This is a genomic window from Micromonospora sp. R77 (assembly GCF_022747945.1).
Classification (GTDB): Bacteria; Actinomycetota; Actinomycetes; order Mycobacteriales; family Micromonosporaceae; genus Micromonospora.
Map to the genome: position 1 here is coordinate 6,372,469 of NZ_JALDST010000001.1, position 21,411 is coordinate 6,393,879.

Annotated in this window: 24 protein-coding genes and 1 pseudogene; 21 read left to right on the top strand and 4 right to left on the bottom strand. The window is 72.5% G+C overall.

Annotated elements, in window-relative coordinates; all coding sequences use genetic code 11:
- Nucleotides 1-8: 8 nt before the first annotated feature.
- From fabG to MRQ36_RS29530, 17 genes and pseudogenes are all read left to right on the top strand, one after another.
- Nucleotides 9-749 carry a 3-oxoacyl-ACP reductase FabG gene (gene fabG, locus MRQ36_RS29450; protein WP_242800003.1) on the top strand — a complete coding sequence of 247 codons (741 nt, stop codon included), beginning with the start codon at nt 9-11 and terminating at the stop codon, nt 747-749.
- Nucleotides 746-1,180, top strand: coding sequence for a 3-hydroxyacyl-ACP dehydratase FabZ family protein (locus MRQ36_RS29455; protein WP_242800004.1), 435 nt, complete (start codon nt 746-748; stop codon nt 1,178-1,180). Before fabG ends, MRQ36_RS29455 begins: the two co-directional genes overlap by 4 nt.
- Nucleotides 1,177-1,638, top strand: coding sequence for a 3-hydroxyacyl-ACP dehydratase FabZ family protein (locus MRQ36_RS29460; protein WP_242800005.1), 462 nt, complete (start codon nt 1,177-1,179; stop codon nt 1,636-1,638). The genes MRQ36_RS29455 and MRQ36_RS29460 overlap by 4 nt, the downstream gene beginning before the upstream one ends.
- A 59-nt stretch (nt 1,639-1,697) precedes the next feature.
- Complete coding sequence (locus MRQ36_RS29465; protein WP_242800006.1) at nt 1,698-1,952, top strand: acyl carrier protein; 255 nt, start codon at nt 1,698-1,700, stop codon at nt 1,950-1,952.
- 1 nt (nt 1,953) lies between these two features.
- Complete coding sequence (locus MRQ36_RS29470; RefSeq protein WP_242800007.1) at nt 1,954-3,162, top strand: beta-ketoacyl synthase; 1,209 nt, start codon at nt 1,954-1,956, stop codon at nt 3,160-3,162.
- A pseudogene (locus tag MRQ36_RS29475) lies at nt 3,159-3,692 on the top strand (beta-ketoacyl synthase N-terminal-like domain-containing protein); the annotation flags it as partial. The gene MRQ36_RS29470 and the pseudogene MRQ36_RS29475, both read left to right, overlap by 4 nt.
- 501 nt (nt 3,693-4,193) lie before the next feature.
- The gene (locus MRQ36_RS29480) at nt 4,194-5,294 is read left to right on the top strand and encodes a beta-ketoacyl synthase N-terminal-like domain-containing protein (RefSeq protein WP_242801445.1); all 1,101 of its coding nucleotides are present in this window, start codon (nt 4,194-4,196) and stop codon (nt 5,292-5,294) included.
- Nucleotides 5,291-5,704: a beta-ketoacyl synthase N-terminal-like domain-containing protein gene (locus tag MRQ36_RS29485; protein ID WP_242800008.1), complete on the top strand. Its 414-nt coding sequence runs from the start codon at nt 5,291-5,293 to the stop codon at nt 5,702-5,704. Before MRQ36_RS29480 ends, MRQ36_RS29485 begins: the two co-directional genes overlap by 4 nt.
- Complete coding sequence (locus MRQ36_RS29490) at nt 5,683-5,850, top strand: hypothetical protein (protein WP_242800009.1); 168 nt, start codon at nt 5,683-5,685, stop codon at nt 5,848-5,850. The genes MRQ36_RS29485 and MRQ36_RS29490 overlap by 22 nt, the downstream gene beginning before the upstream one ends.
- Nucleotides 5,851-5,990: 140 nt before the next feature.
- The gene (locus MRQ36_RS29495) at nt 5,991-6,794 is read left to right on the top strand and encodes an alpha/beta fold hydrolase (protein WP_242801447.1); all 804 of its coding nucleotides are present in this window, start codon (nt 5,991-5,993) and stop codon (nt 6,792-6,794) included.
- Nucleotides 6,791-7,696, top strand: coding sequence for a thioesterase family protein (locus MRQ36_RS29500; RefSeq protein ID WP_242800010.1), 906 nt, complete (start codon nt 6,791-6,793; stop codon nt 7,694-7,696). Before MRQ36_RS29495 ends, MRQ36_RS29500 begins: the two co-directional genes overlap by 4 nt.
- Nucleotides 7,693-8,391, top strand: coding sequence for a 2-hydroxychromene-2-carboxylate isomerase (locus tag MRQ36_RS29505; protein WP_242800011.1), 699 nt, complete (start codon nt 7,693-7,695; stop codon nt 8,389-8,391). Before MRQ36_RS29500 ends, MRQ36_RS29505 begins: the two co-directional genes overlap by 4 nt.
- Complete coding sequence (locus MRQ36_RS29510; RefSeq protein WP_242800012.1) at nt 8,388-9,125, top strand: class II aldolase/adducin family protein; 738 nt, start codon at nt 8,388-8,390, stop codon at nt 9,123-9,125. Before MRQ36_RS29505 ends, MRQ36_RS29510 begins: the two co-directional genes overlap by 4 nt.
- Nucleotides 9,126-9,127: 2 nt before the next feature.
- A complete protein-coding gene (locus MRQ36_RS29515; protein WP_242800013.1) occupies nt 9,128-10,681 on the top strand; it encodes an AMP-binding protein in 1,554 nt (517 codons plus the stop codon).
- Nucleotides 10,668-11,909 carry a cytochrome P450 gene (locus MRQ36_RS29520; protein ID WP_242800014.1) on the top strand — a complete coding sequence of 414 codons (1,242 nt, stop codon included), beginning with the start codon at nt 10,668-10,670 and terminating at the stop codon, nt 11,907-11,909. The genes MRQ36_RS29515 and MRQ36_RS29520 overlap by 14 nt, the downstream gene beginning before the upstream one ends.
- 36 nt (nt 11,910-11,945) lie before the next feature.
- Complete coding sequence (locus MRQ36_RS29525; RefSeq protein WP_242800015.1) at nt 11,946-12,620, top strand: peroxiredoxin-like family protein; 675 nt, start codon at nt 11,946-11,948, stop codon at nt 12,618-12,620.
- Nucleotides 12,611-13,933, top strand: a complete 1,323-nt coding sequence (locus MRQ36_RS29530; protein ID WP_242800016.1) for an LLM class flavin-dependent oxidoreductase — start codon at nt 12,611-12,613, stop codon at nt 13,931-13,933. The genes MRQ36_RS29525 and MRQ36_RS29530 overlap by 10 nt, the downstream gene beginning before the upstream one ends.
- Here the strand turns inward: MRQ36_RS29530 and MRQ36_RS29535 are convergent.
- Nucleotides 13,918-14,961 (bottom strand): LLM class F420-dependent oxidoreductase, encoded by a 1,044-nt coding sequence (locus MRQ36_RS29535; RefSeq protein ID WP_242800017.1) that lies wholly within the window; start codon nt 14,959-14,961, stop codon nt 13,918-13,920. The two genes, MRQ36_RS29530 and MRQ36_RS29535, sit on opposite strands and share 16 nt — an antisense overlap.
- 104 nt (nt 14,962-15,065) lie before the next feature.
- On the opposite strand from MRQ36_RS29535, the gene MRQ36_RS29540 reads away from it, so the two are divergent.
- On the top strand, nt 15,066-15,743 hold the full coding sequence (locus tag MRQ36_RS29540) for a Crp/Fnr family transcriptional regulator (RefSeq protein WP_242800018.1): 678 nt from the start codon (nt 15,066-15,068) through the stop codon (nt 15,741-15,743).
- 250 nt (nt 15,744-15,993) lie between these two features.
- Nucleotides 15,994-17,274, top strand: a complete 1,281-nt coding sequence (locus MRQ36_RS29545) for a hypothetical protein (RefSeq protein ID WP_242800019.1) — start codon at nt 15,994-15,996, stop codon at nt 17,272-17,274.
- A 57-nt stretch (nt 17,275-17,331) separates the two neighbouring features.
- On the opposite strand, the gene MRQ36_RS29550 is transcribed toward MRQ36_RS29545, so the two are convergent.
- Entirely contained in the window at nt 17,332-18,063 is a 732-nt protein-coding gene (locus tag MRQ36_RS29550) for a DUF427 domain-containing protein (RefSeq protein WP_242800020.1), read from the bottom strand.
- A 136-nt stretch (nt 18,064-18,199) separates the two neighbouring features.
- On the opposite strand from MRQ36_RS29550, the gene MRQ36_RS29555 reads away from it, so the two are divergent.
- The gene (locus MRQ36_RS29555; protein ID WP_242800021.1) at nt 18,200-18,706 is read left to right on the top strand and encodes a DUF4188 domain-containing protein; all 507 of its coding nucleotides are present in this window, start codon (nt 18,200-18,202) and stop codon (nt 18,704-18,706) included.
- 314 nt (nt 18,707-19,020) lie between these two features.
- Nucleotides 19,021-19,431, top strand: coding sequence for a hypothetical protein (locus tag MRQ36_RS29560; RefSeq protein WP_242800022.1), 411 nt, complete (start codon nt 19,021-19,023; stop codon nt 19,429-19,431).
- A gap of 63 nt (nt 19,432-19,494) precedes the next feature.
- Here MRQ36_RS29560 and MRQ36_RS29565 read toward each other — a convergent pair whose 3' ends face one another.
- Both MRQ36_RS29565 and MRQ36_RS29570 read right to left on the bottom strand, forming a co-directional pair.
- Complete coding sequence (locus MRQ36_RS29565) at nt 19,495-20,124, bottom strand: response regulator transcription factor (RefSeq protein ID WP_308194939.1); 630 nt, start codon at nt 20,122-20,124, stop codon at nt 19,495-19,497.
- On the bottom strand, nt 20,121-21,284 hold the full coding sequence (locus tag MRQ36_RS29570) for a sensor histidine kinase (RefSeq protein ID WP_242800023.1): 1,164 nt from the start codon (nt 21,282-21,284) through the stop codon (nt 20,121-20,123). The genes MRQ36_RS29565 and MRQ36_RS29570 overlap by 4 nt, the downstream gene beginning before the upstream one ends.
- Nucleotides 21,285-21,411 lie beyond the last annotated feature (127 nt).

A 21,411-nucleotide genomic window follows, 5' to 3' on the forward strand; every position in this document is an offset into this window, starting at 1 on the left:
AGGGCCCCATGGGGGAGTATCCACCGGCGCTCGTGACGGGCGCGTCCCGGGGGATCGGCCGCGCGGTGGCCCTGCGCCTGGCCCGCCAGGGACAGCCCGTGGCCGGCTGCTTCAGCACCCCGGGCGAGGCCGCCGAGAAGACCGCGGCCGAGGTCGCGGAGCTCGGCGCGCCGGCGTACTTCGCGCCCTGCGACGTCACCGACCCCGACGCGGTGGAGGCGTTCGTCGCCGCCGCCGAACGCGAGCTGGGGCCGATCGGCTGCCTGGTGAACAACGCCGGGATCACCCGGGACAGCCCGATGGTGCTGGCCAAGCGGGCGGACTTCACCGCCGTGATGGAGACCAACCTCGGTGGGACGTGGAGCTTCTGCCGGGCCATGGCGTTCCGCTTCATGAAGCGCCGGGCCGGAGTGGTGGTCAACCTCTCCTCGGTGGCCGGCATCTACGGCAACCACGCCCAGACCGCGTACGCCGCGAGCAAAGCGGGGATCATCGGGTTGAGCCGTTCGCTGGCCAAGGAACTCGCCCCGTACGGCGTCCGGGTCAACGTGGTGGCCCCCGGCTTCATCGACACCGACATGACCGGCGCCCTCACCGACAAGACCCGCGACAAGGCGCGCGCCATGATCGGACTGGGCCGTTTCGGACAGCCCGACGACGTCGCCGAGATGGTGGAGTTCCTGCTCTCCGAGCGCGCCTCGTACGTCACCGGTCAGGTGTTCCAGGTCGACGGCGGGATCACCCTGTGACCGTCACCGAGGCAGCGCCCTGGACCACCCATCCGGCCACCGGCCGCGCCGCCCCGCTCGTCGCGCTCAACCGGTGGCGTACCGAGCCGACCGACGCCGGTCTGCGGGTGACCGCCCGGATGCCGGTCGACCCGACCGACCCCAACCTGGCCGGCCACTTCCCGGGCCTGCCGATCTATCCCGGGATCTTCGTCATCGAGACGCTCTGCCAGGCCATGGCCGCAGCGTTCGGCGCGGGCACCCGGCTGGTCACCGTCACCTCGGTGCGGTTCACCGCCGCCCTGCTCGGCGGCGACGAGCTGGAACTCACCGCGGACGTCGGCACCGACGCCGACCGGCTCACCGTGAAGGCGGTCGGCCGCCGCCGGGACGGCACGGTGACCACCGTGCTGCGGGCGACCTTCCGCACCGACGACGGGACCGGCCGATGAACATCGCGCAGATCCGCGCCGTGCTGCCGCAACGGCACCCCCTCCTGCTGGTCGACCGGGTGCTGTCCCGCGGCGACGACCGCATCGAGACGATCAAGGCGATCACCGCCACCGAACCCTGCTACGCCCGGCTCGGCGACGACGCGACCGTCGAGGACCACGCCTATCCGGTGTCCCTGCTGATCGAGTCGTTCGGGCAGAGCGCCGCCCTGCTCTGGCTGCACGACGCGGTCGCCGGCGCCGGGCACGTGCTGCTCTTCGTCGGCGCCCGGGACTACACCGTCGAGGGTCACGCCTACCCCGGCGACACCGTGCGGCACGTCGTACACCTGGAACGCGTCGTCGCGGACACCGCCTTCGCCACCGGCGAGAGCTGGGTCGGCGACCGGCGCATCGCGGTGATCGGCTCGCTGATGGCGGCCCGCCGCCCGGCGGACACGCTCGCCGTGCCCGCCTGACCGTCCCCGCGCGGCCCGCGCCGCCCGGGGTGCACCACCGACTACGAGGAGGTTCGCCCATGTCCGGCTACGAACAGCGGTACGAGCAGCTGCGCGAGATCATCGCCGAGGTCCTGGAGATCGAGCCCGAGGAGCTCACCGACACCGGCGACTTCGCCGAGGAGTACGACGCGGACTCGCTGCGGGCGATCGAGATCGTGGCCCGCATCGACAAGCAGTTCAAGGTGGAGATCCCGCAGTCCGAGCTGCCGGAGCTGCGCAACCTCAAGACCACCTACGACGCCGTCGCGCGGCACGCCGGTTGGCAGGAGTGACATGACGCACCGCGTGGTCGTGACCGGCCTCGGGCCCGTGTCCAGCATCGGCACGGGCGCCGCGGACTTCGCCGCCGCGCTGCGGGCGGGCCGGTCCGGCATCTCCCGGATCACCGGGTTCGACCCGACCGGCTTCCCGCACCAGCACGGCGGCGAGGTCCGCGGCTTCGACCCGGCGGCATGGCTGCAGCGGATCGACATCACCCGGTGGGGGCGGTCGAGCCAGTTCGCCGCGGCGGCCGGCCGCCTCGCCGCCGAGGACGCCAAGCTCGACCTGGACCGGGTCGACCGGGCCCGGGCGCACGCGGTCATGGGCACCACCAGCGGCGAGTCCGTCGTGGTGGAGGCGCTGACCGCACAGATCGTCGCGCGCGGCTTCGACACCATGTCGCCGGAGCTGCTGGCCCAGCTGCCCGCCGGCCGGCTCGCCCACGCGGTCAGCGAGGAACTGGGCCTGCACGGCGAGTCGGTCACCCTGGCGACCGCCTGCTCGGCCAGCAACTACGCCATCGGGTACGCGTACGACCTGCTGGCCACCGGGGACGCCGACGTGGTGTTCGCCGGTGGCGCCGACTCGGTCTGCCGGTGGGCGCACGCGGGCTTCTACCGGCTCGGCGCGCTCACCGCCACCGCCTGTTCGCCGTTCGACCGGGACCGCTCGGGCATCCTCACCGGCGAGGGCGGCGCCGTGCTGGTCCTGGAGACGCTCGAGCACGCCACCGCCCGCGGCGCGTACGCCTACGCCGAGGTGCTCGGGTACGGCGTGAACTGCGACGCCAACCACCCGGTCGCCCCGGACCGCGCCTCGATCGCCGAGTGCATGCGGATCGCGCACCGCAACGCCCGCGTCGACCCGTCCGAGGTGGACTACATCTGCGCGCACGGCACCGGCACCCCGGCCAACGACCTGGTCGAGGCGCAGGCGGTGATGGAGGTGTTCGGCGAGCGGCTGCCCCCGGTCAGCTCGATCAAGTCGATGATCGGGCACACCATGGGCGCGGCCAGCGGGTTCGGGGCGATCGCCTCGGTCCTCGCCATCGAGCAGGGCTTCCTGCCGCCGACCATCAACTGGAGCAACCCGGACCCGCAGATCCCGCAGCTCGACCCGGTGCCCAACCAGGCCCGCCCGGCCACGGTCCGGGTGGTGCAGAACAACGGATTCGCCTTCGGTGGCAACAACGCCATCGTCCTGCTCGGGAGGCCGCGATGAGCCTGCGCATTGTCGGCCACGCCGCCCTCAGCTCGGCCGGGGACCGGCGCGGCGCGCTGGCCGAGCGGCTCGCGGTCACCGGCTCCGGCCGGCATCCCGGTGTCCCCGCCGGCCCGGTCGCCACCGAACCGCTGCCCGACCGGGGTACGCACGCCGTACCGGACTTCGACATCCGGCAGCGGCTGGGCCGGCGCGGCACCAGCTTCTACGACCGGGCCACCGGGCTGGCCGTGGTGGCCTGCGGGGACGCCCTGGCCGACGCGGACCTGACCGTCGACGACACCAACCGGCACCGGATCGGGGTGGCGCTCGCGACCACCCTGGGCAGCTTCAAGTCCACCAGCGACTACACCCGGGACACCCTGGTCAACGAGAAGCCGTATCTGGTCAACCCGGTGCTGTTCCCGAACACGGTGATGAACTGCGCCGCCGGGCAGTCGGCCATCCGGCATCGGCTCAAGGGCGTCAACGCCACCCTCACCGGTGGGCCGCTGGCCTTCTTCAACGCCGTCCGCTACGCCGACAACGCGATCCGCCGGGGCTACGTCGACACCATGCTGGTCGGCGCGGTCGAGGAGTTCTCCGCGCACCGGGCCTGGGCCACCGCCATCGAGACGCCCGACGACCGGATCGGCACCGGCGACGGCGTCGCGGTCTTCGTGCTCACCGGCGGCGACGGCGACCCCGCGATCCGGGCCGTGGCCACGGTACGAGCCGGCCGGCCGCCGACGCGGCGCTGGCCGGCTGCGTACGCCGGGTGCTGGCCGCGGCCGGCGTCCCCGGCACGGCGGTCACCCTGCTCGCCACCACCGAACTGGGCCGCGAGGGCACCGAACGCGACCCGGCCGTGGCGGCGCTCGGTCACCGCCCGGACGAGATCACGATCACCCGGGCCCTCGGCGACTGCGGTGCGGCCACACCGGCGCTGGCCCTGGCCACCGTGCTGGAGCTGCGGCCCGACGGGCTCGTCCTGCTCACCGCCCGCGACGCCGACGGCGGCGTGGGTGCGGCCCTGGTGCAGGGGTGACGGCGTGGCGCTGATCGCGGCGAGCAGCATCCGGTCCTGTCTCGGCGACGGGCCGCGGACCTTCGCCGCGCTGCTGGCCGGCCGCACCGGGGTCGGTCCGCTGCGTCACCCGCTGCCCGGACCGGTCAACGTCACCGCCGGGTACCACGTCGAGGAACCCCCGCCGGGCACGCCGCTGCGGGCGAGCACCTGGCTCGCGGCGTGCGTGGCCGAGGTGCTGGCCACCTCGGGCCTCGACCCGGCGCACCACCGGGTCGCGGTGATCGTCGGCACCGGCCTGCGGGAACTCGGCGCGGTGGAGACCGGGGACCTCACCGATCCCGACCGGCTGCACTTCGGCCCGGCCGTCCGCGCCGTCGCGCCTGAGGTCACCCAGGTGCTCACCGTGGCGAACGCGTGCAGCGCGGGCGGCCACGCGCTGGCCCTCGCCCAGGACCTGGTCGAGGCCGGCGACGCGGACGCCGTGATCGCCGCCGCGGCCGACACGATGACCACCTCGATGCTGGCGATGATCGGGCGGGTGGCCGACCGGCCCACCGAGCGGGTACGCCCGTTCGACGCGGCCCGGACCGGCGTCCTGCTCGGCGAGGGCGCCGGCGCGGTGCTGGTCACCGGCGACGACTGGACCGGCCCGGTCGCCGGGCGGCTGCTCGGCACCGGCCTGTCCTGCGACGCCAGCCACGAGACCGCGCCCGACCCGGACGGGATCGCCCGGGCGATGGCGGACGCCTACAAACGCACCGGCCGGGACCCGGGCGAGGTCGACCTGGTGGCCGCGCACGGCACCGGGACGGCCCTCAACGACCCGGCTGAGTCGGCGGCGCTGCGCCGCTTCCTGCCGGCCGGCGGACCGCCGGTCACCGCGCTCAAGGGGGCGCTGGGGCACATGTCCGGCGCGGCGGCCCTGGCCGGCGTGGACGTGGCCCTGCGCAGCCTGGCGGCGGGCGTGGTCCCGCCGATCGCCGGTCTGCGCACGCCGCTGCCCGAGGGCGACGGGCTCCGCTTCGTCCGGGACGCCCCGCTGTCCACCCCGCTGGCCGTGGCCCAGGTGAACGCCTTCGGGTTCGGTGGCGTGAACGCGGTGACCCTGGTGGCGGCCCGATGAGCCGGCCGGTGGCGGTGACCGGGTGGGCCGTACACCTCGACGCGGCGGACGCGCCGGCAGTGCTCGGCCGCAAGGGCCTGCTCTACAAGGAACCGGCGACCCGGCTCGCGCTCTGCGCGGTGCACCGGGCGCTGGGACTGCCCGACGGTGCCCGCCCGGGCACCGCCCTGGACCCGGACACCGCCGTCGTGGCCAGCAGCAACCTCGGCAACATCGGCACGGTGGTCGACGTCGCGCGGACGGTGGCCCGCGAGGGCGGTCGGGGAGTCAGCCTGATGGCCGCGCCCAACGCGTCCAGCAACGTGGTGGCCGGCACGGTGGCGCTGTGGTTCCGGTTCGGCGGACCGAACCTGATGCTCTGCAACGGCGAGACCTCCGGCTCGACGCCGTGGCCACCGGCGCGCTCCTGATCCGCGCCGGCCGGGCCGCACGGGTCGTCGTGGTCGGCACCGAACCGGCCGACGAGGACGCCGCGGCGATCCGCCCCGGGATCCGCGCGGGCGCGGCCTGCGTGATCCTGGAACCCGCCGGCCCGGCGGCGGCCCGCTGCTGGTGACCGCCGGAGCCGACGTCGCACCGACCGGGGACTGGACCGGGCACTACGGGGCGCGGGGCGTCCTGCAGGTCGCCGAGGCCGCGCGCCGGGTGGCGGCCGGGGCGGCGGTCGTCGGGGTCCGCTGCGGCGACGCCCGGGCGCTGGTCACCGGGAGCGCACCGAGCGTCCGGGAGCTGGTGCCCGGGGCCGCGGACGCGCCGCTGGTGGCGTTCGCGCACGGGCTGGAGGACTCCTGGGAGAGCTGGCTCCCGCTCGCGGCGCACCTGCGCCCCGACTGCCGCGCGGTGGCGTTCGACCTGCCCTGGCGGCCGGGGAACGACTACCGGTGGCGGCGCCGCCCGTCGGCCGCCTGGCTGGGCGACGACCTCGACCGGCTGGAACGCCGGCCCGACCTGCTGGTCGCCCACTCGTACGGCGCGAACGCCCTGCTCGAACTGCTCTGCGCCGGCTACCCGGGGCTGCCGGACCGGGTGGTGCTGATCTGCCCGCTGTACCGCCCACCGGACGTCGGCATCACCTGGCGCGTCTTCGAGCGGGCCCGCAGCGCGTTCGAGCGGCACATCTACGACTCGCTGCGCAGCCGCCTCGGGCCCCGGCTGGCCGTGCTGGACCCCGAAGTGGTCGACCTGATGATCGCCAAGGCGGTGGACCGGATCGGGCCGTCCGGGTTCCTCGCGGTCTTCGACCAGTTCAGTAGCAGCGCCACGCTGGCCCTGTCGCGCATCCGCGCGGAGGTGCTCGTGCTGGCCGGCGGCGCCGACCCGACGCTCTCCCCGGCCGCCGCGAGCACCCTGGTCGCCGGCATCGCCGGCGCCCGGCTGACCGTCGACGACGACTTCGACCACTTCTGTTATGTGCGGCGTCCCGCGGAGGTGGCGGCCACCCTGCACGCCTTCACGGACACCGCTTTCGTCCTCACCCCGTACGCAGAAGGAGCGGCATGACGACCACGCTCGCGGCACCGGCGACCGCCACCCAGGTCGCCCGACCTCGGTACGAGGGCGCCAACATCCGCACCTGGATCGGCTTCAAACACTTCATGTACCTGGTGGAGGAGGCCGTGCTGGACTGGCTGCGCGAGCAGGGCCACGGCGCGCGGGAGCTGTTCCACTCCCACGGGCTGGGCGTGGAGATCGTGGACTGCTCGGTGCAGCTGCCGGCCGTCCTCGAGGTCGACGACGAGGTGCGGGCCCAGGTCACGCACGTGACGGGCCGGCGGTTCACCGTGCAGCTCGTCGTACGGCGCGACGACCGCGACGTGGTCGTGCTGCGCGGCAAGGTGACCGTGGCCCTGCTCGTCGAGGCCGACGCGCCCCACCGCGCGGACGCGCCGGAACGCCTGGCCGGGCTGGCCGCGGCGGACCTGACCGAGGTGACCGGCCCGGTCGAGCCCCGGACCGAGCTGCCGACCGGACCGGCGAGCCTGCTCTGGTCCTGGCGGGCACCGTACTTCTACTGCCACTTCTCCGACCGGGTGCAGCACTCCGGCTTCGTGCGCTGCCTCGAGGAGGTCGTCGACCGGTTCCTCGCCGACCGCGACATCTCCGTCGGCCGGATGCTGCGCGAACGCTCGTGGATCCCGGTGGTCTCCCGGGCCCGCGTACGGCTGCTCGCCCCGGCGCACATGGAGGAGACCGTGCACACCGTCTTCACCGTCACCGACGTCCTGCGCGGCACCATGTTCGACGGCCGGATGGACTGCTTCGTCGAACGCGACGGCGCCTTCTGGCCGGTGGCCACCGCCACCATCCTGCACGGATACGCGATCAGCCGCGGCCCGCAGGCCGGCTCGCTGGCCGAACTCGACCCGGAGGTCTGCGCCATCCTGCTGGGAGCCGACCGATGAGGCGTACCCCCGCCCCACCCAAGCTGTACTTCTCCTTCCGCAGCCCGTACAGCTGGCTGACCGTCCGGCGGCTGCGCCAGGCGGTGCCGGACGCGTTCGAGGCGCTGCAGTGGCTGCCGTACTGGGACCCGGACGAGCGGACCTCAGCCGCCCTGCAGGCGCGGGGCGCGGAGTTCCACTACGTGCAGATGAGCCGCGCGAAGCATCTCTACCTGCTGATGGACACCAAACGGCTGGCCGAGCGGGAGGGCGTGTCGATGGCCTGGCCGATCGACGTCGACCCGCACTGGGAACTGCCGCACCTGGGCTGGCTGGCCGCCCGCCGGGCCGGCCGCGCCGAACAGTTCTACGACGAGGTCACCGCGGCGCGCTGGGAACGCGGCGAGAACATCTGCGACCCGGCGGTGCTCGCCACCTGCGCGGACCGGGCCGGCCTGGACCCGAAGACCGTCGTCGGCGCGGTCGACGACGAGGCCCTGCGCGACGAGGGGACCGGCTGCCTGGAGCGCGCCTACCTCGACGACGTCTTCGGCATCCCCTACCTGAAGTGGGGTGTGCAGCGGTTCTGGGGCCTGGACCGTCTCGACGCCTTCCTGCGGGTGTGGCGGCCGGACGCGACCGCCCCGACGGAAGCGGTGCCGGTCGCGGCGGTGCCCGGCCCGTACGACACGGACACCACGGGAGGCTGCGGATGATCTTCGCACCGGACACCCAGGACCTGCGGCTGCGCCGGCTGCGGCGGCTCGCGGCCACCCTGCGGCTCTTCGCCGAACTCGGTTACGACGAGGGAGCCGGCGGGCACGTCACCGTCCGGGACCCGGAACGACCGGACTGCTTCTGGATCAACCCCTTCGGCATGTACTTCGGCCACGTACGGGTCAGTGACCTGCTGCTGGTGGACGGCGGCGGCACGGTGCTGGCCGGCACGGGCCGGATCAACCCCGCCGGCTTCGTCATCCACTCCGCGGTCCACGCCGCGCGCCCGGACGTCGTCGCCGTGGCGCACACCCACTCGGTGCACGGTCGGGCCTGGTCCACGCTGGGCCGGCCGCTGGACCCGATCACCCAGGACGCCTGCGCGTTCCACGACGACCACGCCGTCTTCGACGACTACACCGGGGTGGTGCTGGACCGCGAGGAGGGCGACCGGATCGCCGCGACCCTGGCAGGTCACAAGGCGGCGATCCTGCGCAACCACGGGCTGCTCACCGTCGGCGGCACCGTCGAGGAGGCGGCCTGGTGGTTCATCGCGATGGACCGCTGCTGCCAGGTGCAACTGCTGGCCGAGGCGGCGGGCGAGCCGGTGCGGATCGACCCGAAGGAGGCCGCCCGGACGCGGGAGGTGATCGGCTCGCCGAGCATCGGCCGGTTCAACTTCAAGCCGATGTACGAAGGCGTCGTCCGCCGCCAGCCGGACCTGCTGGACTGACCGTGGACGACAGCGAGATCCCGGCGATGCTGGCCCGCCAGGTGGCGGCCGTGCCGGACGCGACGGCCATCAGCGACGGCGCGGTGACGCGTACCTGGCGGGAACTGGCCGAACGGGTGGCCCGCTGGGTGGCCGTGTTGCGCGCGGGCGGCATCCAGCCCGGCGACGCCGCGGCGCTGCTGCTGGGCAACCGGGTGGAGACCTTCGAGGCGCTGCTGGCCTGCCTGCACCGGGGGGTCACCGCCGTACCGGTCAACTGGCACCTCACCGCCACCGAGGCGGCGTACCAGCTCACCGACGCCGACTGCCGGGTGCTCGTCGTGGACGAGCAGCGGGCCGCGGTGGGCGCCGAGGCGGCCACCGCCCGCGTCTCGCTGCGGCTGGTCACCGGCGACCGGCCGTACCCGGGCTTCACCCCGGTCGAACCCGCGCTCGCCGGGGTCGACCCGGCGCTGCCACCCGTGCTGCAGGACTGCGGCCAGCTGATGATCTACACGTCCGGCACCACCGGCCGGCCCAAGGGAGTGCTGAACGGCCTCTTCGCCGGGGGCGCCCCCTTCCGGCGGGTCGACGCCCTGCTGCGGTACGCCTCGCAGACCCTGGGCGTGCCGGCCGACGGACGGGTGCTGCTGGTCGGCCCCTGGTACCACTCGGCGCAGCTCTTCTTCGCCCTGCTGCCCCTGCTCAACGGCGCCGGCCTGGTGATCCACCCGCGCTTCGACGCGGAAGCCGTGCTGGCCACCCTTCAGGAGAGCCGGATCACCGAGTGCCACCTGGTGCCGACCCAGCTGGTCCGGCTGCTGCGCCTCGACCCCGCGGTCCGCGCCCGGTTCACCGGCGGCAGCCTCCGGCGGGTCTGGCACGGCGGCGCGGCCTGCCCCGTGGACGTCAAGCGGGCGATGCTCGACTGGTGGGGGCCGGTCCTGGTGGAGTACTACGCCGCCACCGAGGGCGGGGTGGTCACCCTGATCGAGGCGGACGAGTGGCTGGCCCGGCCGGGCAGCGTGGGCCGGGCCGTCGCACCGAACCGGGTGCTGATCGTCGACGAGCACGGCACCGAGCTGGGCCCCGGCCGCACCGGCCGGGTGTACGTCCAACGCCCCGGACGCAGCTTCACCTACCACCGCGCCGAGGCCAAGACCCGCGACGCGCACCTGCGGCCGGGGGTGTTCACCTACGGCGAGGTCGGCCACCTGGACGCGGACGGCTACCTGTTCCTCACCGGCCGGGCCCAGCAGATGGTGGTCACCGGCGGGGTCAACGTCTACCCGGCCGAGGTGGAGGCCGTCCTGGCGACGCACCCGCTGGTGCGCGACGCCGCCGTGCTGGGCCTGCCCGACGCGGAGTTCGGCGAACGGGTGGCCGCCGTGGTGGAGCTGGCCCCGGACGCCGGCGACGACCCGTGGCCGCTGCTGGACGAGCACTGCCGGCGTTCGCTGGCCGGGTTCAAGGTGCCCCGCCAGTACCGGGCGGTGGCGCGGATGCCGCGCGACGAGACCGGGAAGATCCGCGCCGAGATCCTGCGCGGCCTCTGGGAGAGCCATGCCGTCAGCTGAGCCGGCCGACGTCGCGCACCCGGCGACGTACGGCGTCGCGGTGCCGCACGCCGAGTTCACCCGCCGCCGCCGCGCCGAACCGGTCGGCTGGGTCGAGGAGCCGGCGTTGTGGCGACACAGCGCCGCCGGCCGGATCCAGCAGCGGGGCACCGGCTTCTGGGCGGTGACCACTCACGACGCGGTCGTCGAGGCGTCCCGGCAGCCGGAGGTGTTCTCGTCCGGGCAGCGGGGCGCGTTCCTCAACGACCCGCGCACCCCGGCGGACCTGGAGCTGATGCGCCAGCTGCTGGTGAACATGGACGATCCGCAGCACACCCGGATCCGGCGGGTGGCCACGTCGGTGTTCACCCCGCGGGCGATCCGCTCGCTCGCCGACGGCGTGCAGACGCACGTACGGGACCTGGTGGCGGCGGTCCGCGCCCGGGAGTCCTTCGACGTGGTCACCGACCTGGCGGCGGAGCTGCCGCTGCTGGTCCTGTCGGACCTGCTCGGCCTGCCCCGCGCCGACCGGCACCTGCTGTACGGCTGGAGCAACAACCTGGTCGGCTTCGACGACCCGGAGTACGGCGGCGGTGACCTCGACGCGTACCGCCGCACCTTCGTCGAGGCGTTCCAGTACGCGCTCGCCGTGGCCGACGAGCGCCGCGCCGACCCGCGCGACGACCTGATCAGCCTGCTGGCCAACGCCGAGGTGGACGGCCGCCGGCTGCGCGACCGGGAGTTCTGCCAGTTCTGGCTGCTGCTGGTGGTCGCCGGCAACGAGACCACCCGGCATCTGCTGTCCGGAGCGCTGCACCTGCTGCTGCACGATCCGGCGGTGGCGCAACAGTTCGCCACCGCGCCGGCCGAGACCGCGGTGGACGAGTTCCTCCGCGTGATCACCCCGATCATGCAGTTCCGCCGCACCGCCACCCGGGACGTCCACCTGGCCGGCGCCGACATCCGGGCGGGCGACAAGGTGGTGCTCTTCTACGTCTCCGCGAACCGCGACGAGCGGGTCTTCGCCGAGCCGCAGCGGGTCGACCTGTTCCGCAGGCCGAACCCGCACCTGAGCTTCGGCATCGGCCCGCACTTCTGCCTCGGCTCGCACCTGGCCCGGATGGAGGCGGCGGCGCTGCTGTCCGCGCTACGACCGCACCTGCCCGCCCTGCGACCCGACGGGGAGGTGGTGCGGCTGGAGTCGAACTTCGTCAACGGGATGAAGTCCATGCCGGTGCGCTGGCGATGACGCCCGCACCACCTTTTCTGGGGAGAACTCTGCCGTATGAAGCTCAACGACCGTCTGCGTGAGTACCGGGCCCGCCAGGAAGCCGGCGACGTGCCCCCGATCACCGCCGACCACCTGGAGGTGATCTACCGCCACGCCCACCGGCTCGCCGACTCCGGCGCCGCCGACCGGGTGCTCCGCGTCGGGGACACCTTCCCGGAGTTCGCGCTGGCGAACGAGGACGGCGTCACGGTCACCTCCGCCGAGCTGCTCGCGCGTGGCCCCCTGGCGGTGGTCTTCTACCGCGGCGCCTGGTGCGACTACTGCAACTTCGAACTCGAAGCCCTGGAGGAGCTCTACCCGCGCATCCGCGAGTTGGGCGCCGAACTGGTGGCCGTCTCACCGGTCACCATGCCGCACCTGCGGGCGGCGATCCGGCACAACCAGATCTCGTACCCCATCCTCAGCGACCCGGGGAACGCGTACGCCGCGCGGTTCGGTCTGCGCTATGTCATGGATCCCGAGCTGCTCGGGATCTGGGCCCAGTTCGGCATGGACTTCACCCGGATCAACGGCGACGACAGCAACACCATGCCGATGCCCGGGGTGTTCCTCACCGGCACCGACCGGCGGCTGCGGTTCGCCGAGGCGCACCCCCGGCACTGGGAGCGGTCCGAACCGGCCGATCTCGTCGCGGCCATCGAGGCACTGCGGGAGGAAGCATGCACCTGAACGTGTTCACCGAATGCTCGCCGTCACCCCAGTTCGTGGGCATGTGGCGGATGCCGGGCGACACCACCGGCACCGGGTACCGCTCGCTGGAGCACTGGGCGGCGGTCGCCCGCAAGCTCGAGGACGCCTGCATCGACGCGCTCTTCTTCGCCGACATCCACGGCACCTACGACGTCTACCGGGGCTCCTGGGAGACCGCGGTACGCCAGGGTGTGCAGATCCCGTCGATCGACCCGATGCCGGTGGTGGCGGCGCTGGCCATGGTCACCCGGAACCTCGGTTTCGCGGTCACCTACTCGACCACCTACCACCAGCCGTACGAGTGCGCCCGGCTCTTCTCCTCGCTGGACCACCTGACCCGGGGCCGGATCGGCTGGAACATCGTCACCTCCTATCTCCGCTCGGCCAGCGACAACGGGCTGGGGGAGTACCTCGACCACGACCTGCGCTACGACCGCGCGGACGAGTACCTGACGGTGGTCCGCCGGCTGTGGGAGGAGAGCTGGGACGACGACGCGGTGCGCCGGGACGCGGCGGCGGACGTCTTCGCCGACCCGTCCGCCGTGCGGCAGATCGACCACGCCGGGACCTGGTTCACCGTCCGCGGGCCGCACCAGTGCGAGCCGTCGCCGCAGCGCACCCCGGTGCTCTACCAGGCCGGCGCCTCCGGCCGGGGCCTGGCGTTCGCGGCCCGGCACGCCGAGGTGGTCTTCCTGACCCTGGCGGACCCGGAGAGCGGCGCGGGTGCCGTCCGCAAGCTGCGTGACCAGGTCGCCGCCGCCGGCCGGGACCCGGCCGGGGTGAAGGCGCTGCAGGGCAGCATGGTGCTCATCGGACGGGACCGGGCGGAGGCCAAGGCGAAGGCCGACCTCTACCACCGGCTGTGGAGCACCGAGGGGCAGCTCGCCAAGTGGTGCGGCTGGATGGACGTGGACCTGGCGGCCTTTCCCGACGAGACGCCGGTCGACGAGGTGAAGAACCAGGGCAGCCAGTCCTTCCTGGGGTTCCTGCGCGGGCTCACGCCCGACCGGGAGTGGACCGTCGGCGACGTGAAGTATCTGATCTCCCGCCCCCGCCGGGCCCGCCGCAACGCGCCGGTCACCCTCTTCGGCACCGCCGAGGAGGTCGCCGATCGGATGGAGCAGTGGCGCGACGTGGCGGGCGTGGACGGGTTCAACCTGATCCCGTGCCCGCCGACCGGCGGCGTCGACGACATCTGCGACCTGCTCGTCCCGGAGTTGCAGCGGCGGGGGATGTTCCGTACCGCGTACCGGCCCGGCGAGACGCTGCGGGAGCGTTACTTCGCGGCGTAGGCGCGTACCTGTTCGACCAGCCGGACCCGGTCGGCGTGCGTGCGGGCGATCGGCGTCACGTGCAGGGTCGTGACGCCGGCCGCCGCGCACGCCGCCACCCGGTCGGCCACCCAGCCGGCCGGACCGATCAGGCAGGTGGCGGCCACCAGTTCCTCCGGGACCGCCGCGGCCGCCTCGTCCCGGCGGCCGGCCAGGTAGAGCTCCTGCACGGTGGCCGCCGCCTCGGCGAAGCCGTACCGGACGGCCAGCCGGTTGTAGAAGTTGCGGTTCCGCGCCCCCATCCCGCCCAGGTAGAGGGCCAGCTCCCGGCGGGCGATCCGGCGCAGGTGCCGCACGTCGTCGCCGATCGCGAGCGGCATCCGCACCGCGACGTCCAGCGGCGGCAGCGCCGGGTCCCGGCGGGCCAGGCCGGCGGCCAGCGGCCCGCCCCAGACGGCGTCGGCCTGCTCCGGTACGAAGAAGGCCGGCTGCCAACCCTCCGCCGCCTCGGCGGCCAGCTCCACGTTGCGCGGGCCGATCGCGGCGAGGCTGATCGGGATCCGCTCCCGCACCGGCTTGTTGATCAGCTTCAGCGGCCGGGCCAGGCCGCTGCCCTGCCCCTCGGGCAGCGGGATCTGGTAGTGGCGGCCCCGGTAAACCACCGGTTCCCGGCGCCACACCATCCGGCAGATGTCGATGACCTCCCGGGTGCGCTCCACCGGCGCGTCGTACGGCACCCCGTGGAACCCCTCGATCACCTGTGGCCCGGAGGCGCCCAGCCCGAGTTCGAAGCGCCCGTCGGAGACGAAGTCCAGTCCGGCGGCGGTGGTGGCGATCAGCGTCGGGGTACGGGTGTAGAGCTGCATCACCGCCGAGGCGATGGTCAGCGTCCTGGTCCGGGCCGCGAGGTAGCCGAGCTGGCTGACCGCGTCGAAGGTGTACAGCTCGGCCACGGTCACCATGTCCAGCCCGGCCGCCTCGTAGTCGGCCAGCTCGTCGACCGACTCGCGGAAACCCTTCGTGTAGCTCAGCGCCATCCCGACCCGCACGACTATCTCCTCGTCTTCACTGGTCTTTACTTGCCTTCGCTAGTATCCCTGACGATGATGTGATTTCCTCCACGTGTGTCGTGGCGGGCGGAAGGTGGGCCGACGTGACACAAGCCGAGCCGCTGTCGAGGACCCGCGTCGCGGACCTCACGGCGCTGGCCGGGCGGCTGCCCGGCACCTCGCTGATCGAGCTGTCCCGCAACGACCACGTCTATCGCGGCGGATCGCCCGACCCGCACGTCTACGTGGTCGAGCGGGGCCAGGTGAAGACCCAGCTGGTCGCCGCGAGCGGCAAACGCTGCCTGCTCTCGGTGCACGTCACCGGTGACCTGTTCGGCGAGACGGCGCTGCTCGGGCTGGAGCGCCTGGAGACCGCCATCGCGTTGACCCGTACGGTGCTGCGGCGCATCCCGGCGGCCTCGGCCGCCGCCGTGCTGGCCGCCGACGGCTCCCCGGACGCCCTGGCGCGTCACCTCAGCATCCGCCTGCAGCACCAGCAGAAGGTGGTGGCGGACATGGTGACGATGGCCAGCGAGCTGCGCCTGGCCGTACGTCTGCAGGACCTGGCCCGGCGCTTCGGCCGGCCCGGCCCGGCCGGCACCCGGGTGGACATCGCCTTCACCCAGGAGGACCTGTCCGAGATGGTCGGCACCACCCGGACCCGAATCGGCCAGTTCCTCAAGAGATTCCGCGAACTGGAAATGGTGGAATTCGCCCCTCGCTCGCATGTGACGGTGCACGAAGAGCGACTTTCCGCATGGATCGAAACCGCAACGCTTTGACTGCTCATTAGTGAGCAGACCGCCGGGCGTCCGACGGTGGAGGATGTGTCCAACGAACTCACCCCGTTGGGAGGGAAACCATGAAGAAGCTCGTTGTGCGCAAGCTGGAGGACATCAAGACCAGCGCGAACGCGGACTGCGTTCCGTCGGCCGCCTGACACAGGGCCGGATGATCGGCGGGAACCGGCGCGAGTCGTCGGTTCCCGCCGAGCGTCGTATGCACCCGAAAAAAAATGGAAGGAATCGCGCCATGGCCGCTAATACGGCTGAGTCCGTCGTCACCGTCCGCCCGTTCGTGTCGACCGTGGACGGCGCGGAGGTCATCATCGGCGACACCGACCGCAAGGTCTTTCTCGCCATTCCGGCCGAAGGGCTGGACATTCTGCACGCGCTCGCCGAGGGGCGGACCATCGGCGAGACGGCCGAACTCTTTGAACGCAAGCACGGGGAGAGCGCCGACGTCGAGGACTTCGTCGCGGTGCTGGCCGCCGAGGGCTTCGTCACCAGCGGCGACGAGCCTGCCGCCGCCGAACCGGCCCACGAACACTCGCATGCCGCGATCAAGCGGTGGAGCTTCGACTGGATCGCGCCGGAGACGGCCCGCCGGCTCACCGGCCCGGCCGTGATCCTGCCGGGCCTGGTGGTCATCCTGGCCGGGCTGGTGCTCGCGATCAGCGACCCGGGGATGCTGCCCGGTGCCCGGGCCCTGCTGTTCGAGGGCGGCAACTTCGCGGTGCTCACCGTCGTGAGCGTCACGATCGCCATGATCGGGCTGTCGCTGCACGAGTTCGCCCACGCCCTGGCAGCGCGCTCGGTGGGCGTCTCGGCGACCCTGGGCATCAGCAACCTGATGTACATCCTGGTGGCCCAGACCGACATCAGCGGCATCTGGCTGGCCTCCAAGCGCGCCCGCTACAAGGCATTCCTCGCCGGGTTCTTCGTGGACGCGTTCTTCGCCTCCCTTCTGATCAGTTTTCTCTACGCCAACCGGCACGGTGTCCTGCACTCGCCCAATTGGGCGATGCTGCTGGGCAGTGCCGCGCTGCTCACCTTCCTGGTCCGCATCGGATTCCAGTTCTTCTTCTATCTGCGTACCGATGTCTACTACGTGATCGCGGCGGCGCTGAACTGCCGCAACCTGATGTCCGACACCGAGCGTTTCCTGACCAACGGGATCAAGCGGTTGACCTTCCGCCGCGACAAGGTGGTCTCGCAGGCCGGCATTCCGCGCAAGGAGATGCGCAAGGTGCGGGTGTACGCCGGGTTCTGGGTGGTGGGCCGCATCTTCTCGCTGTTCGCCCTGGTGTTCACCATCCTGCCGGTGCTGTGGGTCTACGTCGAACAGTTCGTGCTGCTGGCGATGGACAAGCCGACCCGCTTCTCCTCGGCCGACTTCGCCACGGTGGCGGTGCTGGCGGCGCTGCTCAACGGCGGCGGCCTGGTGATGTGGGGTCGTAACCTCTGGCGCGGCTGGCAGCGCCGGCGGGCCGAGGACGCCAAGGCGCTCGCGCTGGGCACCGCGGCCGGCTGACCGACCGACCGTCCACTGATGCCGGGCCCCCGCGCGGGGGCCCGGCATCAGTGCGGTTCAGGACTCCTCGACCCGGACCCGGTCGTCGTAGAAGGCGATCAGCCCGGCGATCGCCGTCATTCCCGGCAACGGCTCCGGGTACGACCAGGCCACCTCGCTGCCCTCGTGGGCGAAGTACGAGGCCACCCCCTTGTACGGGCACCGGGTGCGGCTGTCCGTCGGGGTCAGCGCCGCCATGCGCACGTCGGCCGCCGGCAGGTAGTACCGGGTGGGCAGGCCGGTCTCGAACACCAGGACCGGTCGGGTCGAGTCGGCCAGCACGGTGTCCCCGGCGGAGACCACCACGTGCCGCGTGCTGGGCAGCGCGTCCACCCGGCTGAACGGGTCGCGCGGGTGGACGAACACCTGCTCGGACTCCTCGTACCACTCGTCCATGCCCCGGCCGTGCCACTCCTGCCAACCGAAACACACCAGGTCCGCGAGTACCTCGCCCGGATAGCTCCATGCCGCGTTCGGCACGGTCACCCCGTCGACGTGCAGGTCGTGGAAGGAACTGCCGGCACGGTTGCTGCCCCGGGGCGGCGCCACCGCCGGGCTCAGCGTCGCCCCCCGTACGTCCCGCCGGGGCACGGCGTAGAACGGCACCGGCATCCCGGGCTCCCAGACCAGCACCGCGTCGCGGGTGTCCACGACGGTACGGCCCGCCACGACCCCGCGGATCCACCGGGCGCTGGGCTCGTACGTCAGGACGTTCTCCGGTGGGGTGAAGCGGCGTACGGGCTCGAGCATGGCATCCCCTGTCACTCGTATGTACTAGTGTCCTCTGTTGTTTGCAGGACGTCTCCGATAGTGTCTGCCATACACATGCTCCGTCGGAAGGGAAGTGCTCGAGATGGGTGCTGGAGAGCCGGGACAACGGCCGCGCATGACCGCGGAGATCGAGGGTGACTTCGCCGTCTTCATCACCGGCATGCGGATCAACCGGTACTGGAAGATCCACAAGTGGTACCCGAACTTCCGCGACATGCGGAAGATCCTGATGGCGTTGTTCAGCAACCAGGAGGAGTACGGCGCGCTGTGCGCGCACCACGCGTGGACGAAGCGCGGGCCGATCCTGATCGGGTACTTCCGCAGCGTGGAGCAGCTGGAGAAGTTCGCCAACGACCCGAACCAGCCGCACGCCGAGGTGTGGGCCCGGTACTTCAAGCGGATGAAGGGCAATGGCGACGTGGGCGTCTGGCACGAGACGTTCGTCGTCCGCTCCGGTGAGTACGAGTCGGTGTACGTCTACATGCCGCCCACCGGCCTGGCGATGGGCACCAGCCACGTACCGGTCGAACGCCGCGGCGACCTGGCCGCCGACCGACGCGCCACCGGCGCTCGCGCCGCCGCCGCTGCCGCCGCGAAGGCGGAGGTCGTGCAGGGGGATTGATCCGACCGCACCCCCCCGCCGACGAACTGCCGGGGCGGACCCCCGCGCCCATCGCCGGTCCGGGTCGGACGCCGCAGCTGCGTGGGGGTCCGGTGGAACACCCGGGTCGTCCAAGCCGGATCGCGTATCCGACTGATCCCTGCCCGTGGCCCTGCGATGACGGCACGGCCTTCATGGAACCGACCGGGTAGACTCCGAAGTGCGGACACCTGTCCCGTTGCGTTAGCCGGACCGAGTCGCGGCAGCCGGACCGACCTGTCCGGTGGCGGCCCCGGCCCAACGGATCAAGCGACAGAAGCAGGAACGTGCCTCGGATGAACGTGCGCCGGCTGGCGGCGGTCGACATGTACGGGACGGTGGGTGCCCGCTGGCGGCGCCGGATCGTCGTCGCGGAATTCATCGTCGGGGCCGTCGGTGGTGTCGGGCCGGGGCTGTGGATCATGCTCAGCTCACGCAGCCTCGGCTGGCAGGTCTCCGGCGCCTGGTTGGTCGGCATGGGCGTGAACTACCTACTGCTGGCGGGGCACGCGGTGTCACTGTCGCGACCCGGCGCCCTGAATACGGAACTGGCCGGCGTCGATGTCCGTGCGGAACTGCGGTACTACGGACTGGCGCAGCTGTGGTTAGCGATCCCGCTCGCGGTGGCCCTGCTCGCGCTGCTCCAGCTCCGGCGGCCACCCCGGCGAGTCGAGCCCGGCACTGTTCCTCGAGAGCGCCACGACTGACGCGTCGACGGGGTGATGGTGGCCGTGCTGCGCCGGCCGAACGGTGGTCCGGTGGTCCCTGGTTCACCCGAGGCCGTTCTGGTGGGCGAGGATGACGGCTTGCACGCGGTCGCGTAGGCCGAGCTTGTTGAGTATCCGGCTGACGTGGGTCTTCACGGTTGCTTCGCTGATGACCAACGTGGTGGCGATTTCGGCGTTGGACAGCCCGGTGGCGAGCAGGCGGAGGATGCCCGTCTCGCGGGGGGTGAGCGCGTCGAATCGCGGTATGACGGTGGGCCGGGCCAGGCTGGGCAGCGCCCGTCGGATCAACTGCCGGGTGACGGCCGGGTCCAGCAGTGCCTCACCGCCCGCCACGACGCGTACGGCGTGCACCAGTTGTTCGGGGGTTGTGTCCTTGAGCAGGAAGCCGCTCGCGCCTGCGGTCAGCGCGGCCGCCACGTGGTCGTCGCTGCCGAACGTGGTCAGGATCAGCACCTTCGTCGCGGGCAATTCACGGGTCGCGGCGATGCCGTCGAGCACCGGCATCTGAATGTCCATCAGGACGACGTCCGGGCGCAGCGCGGCCACCTGGCGGATCGCCGCCGTGCCGGTGTCGGCCTCGCCGACCACCTCGATGTCCGGCTGGGCGGACAGGATCATGCGGAACCCCTGCCGCATCAACGGCTGGTCGTCGACGATCAGGACCCGGATCACGAGTGACCGTCCACGGTGAGCGTGGCCCGGACCGCGTACCCGCCGTCGGGGGCGGGCCCGGCGACGAAGCGGCCGCCGAACAATGCCACCCGCTGGCGCATACCAGCGTGCCCATGACCACCCGCCAGCTGGTGCGGTGTTGGCCGATGGGACTGCCCGGCGGCATTCGTGACGCGGATGTCGAGCACCCTTCCGCTGCGGGCCACCCGTACCTGGGTGGGAACCAGCCCGGCGTGCTTCACCACGTTGGTCAGCGCCTCCCGGATGATGCGGTACGCGGTCACCGACGCGGTGCGCGGCACCCCGATACCCGGGGACAGGTCCAGCTGGACCGGCAACCCGGATCGGCGTAGCTGTTCACACAGGGCCGGCGTCTCCTCCAGCGCCGGTGGCCGGCCGAACTGGTCGGTCGTGGACTCCTCGGCGACCGGTCGCAGCACGTCCACCATGCGGCGCATTTCGGTCATTGCTTCTTTTCCGCCCGCGACCATGCTGTCGAGCACGGGTCGGGTGAGGTGATCCTCAGGGAGCGACGAACGTACCGCGCCGGCCTGGACGACCAGCAGGCTGACATGATGGCCGATGGAGTCATGCAACTCCCGGGCGATCCAGATCCGCTCGGCGAGGACAGCCTCGCGCGCCACCAGTGTCTGCTCCCGTTCCAGTTGGGCGGCCCGGGTCCGCAGGGCGCGGGCCACCTGCGCCCGGCCGTTGACATACAGACCGATCACGGCGGCGACGCCCAGGACGATGGCGGACTGCGTTACCGCACCCTCAGGTGATCCGCCACGGATGACTGCCGCCGTGGCCAGCAGGACCAGCGCCGTGGCGCCGGCGGCGACGACGCGCCGCCATCCGCCTCGGGTGGCGAGGGTGTAGACGGAGACCGCCGGGGCGATCGGGCCGGCGGCAGGATACTTCGCGGCGACGGTGACCAGGGCCGCGCAGACCGCTGTACCGAACACGACGACCAGCGGGATCCGGCGCCGTACCAGTAGCAGCGCGGCCGCGCCGAGGCCCGCACCCGCGATGACGGCAACACGGGGGAGCGGCGTACTGTGCCCCGCTTCGTCCCATGCCGTCGCCACGGCGACGGCACCCGCCGCGGCGGCGACCACGAGGTCGGCGCCACGGTCCGCTCGCCAGAAAGGTTCAGGCATCGTAGGTCGCCGTTCTCCAGATTTCCTGCTGATGATCAGTACGGCCCAGCGGGTCAGGCCCGACCCCGCGGTCAGCGCGGACATCGGTACGACCCGGTCGCCGGGCTGCGCGAACCCACGCTCGCCG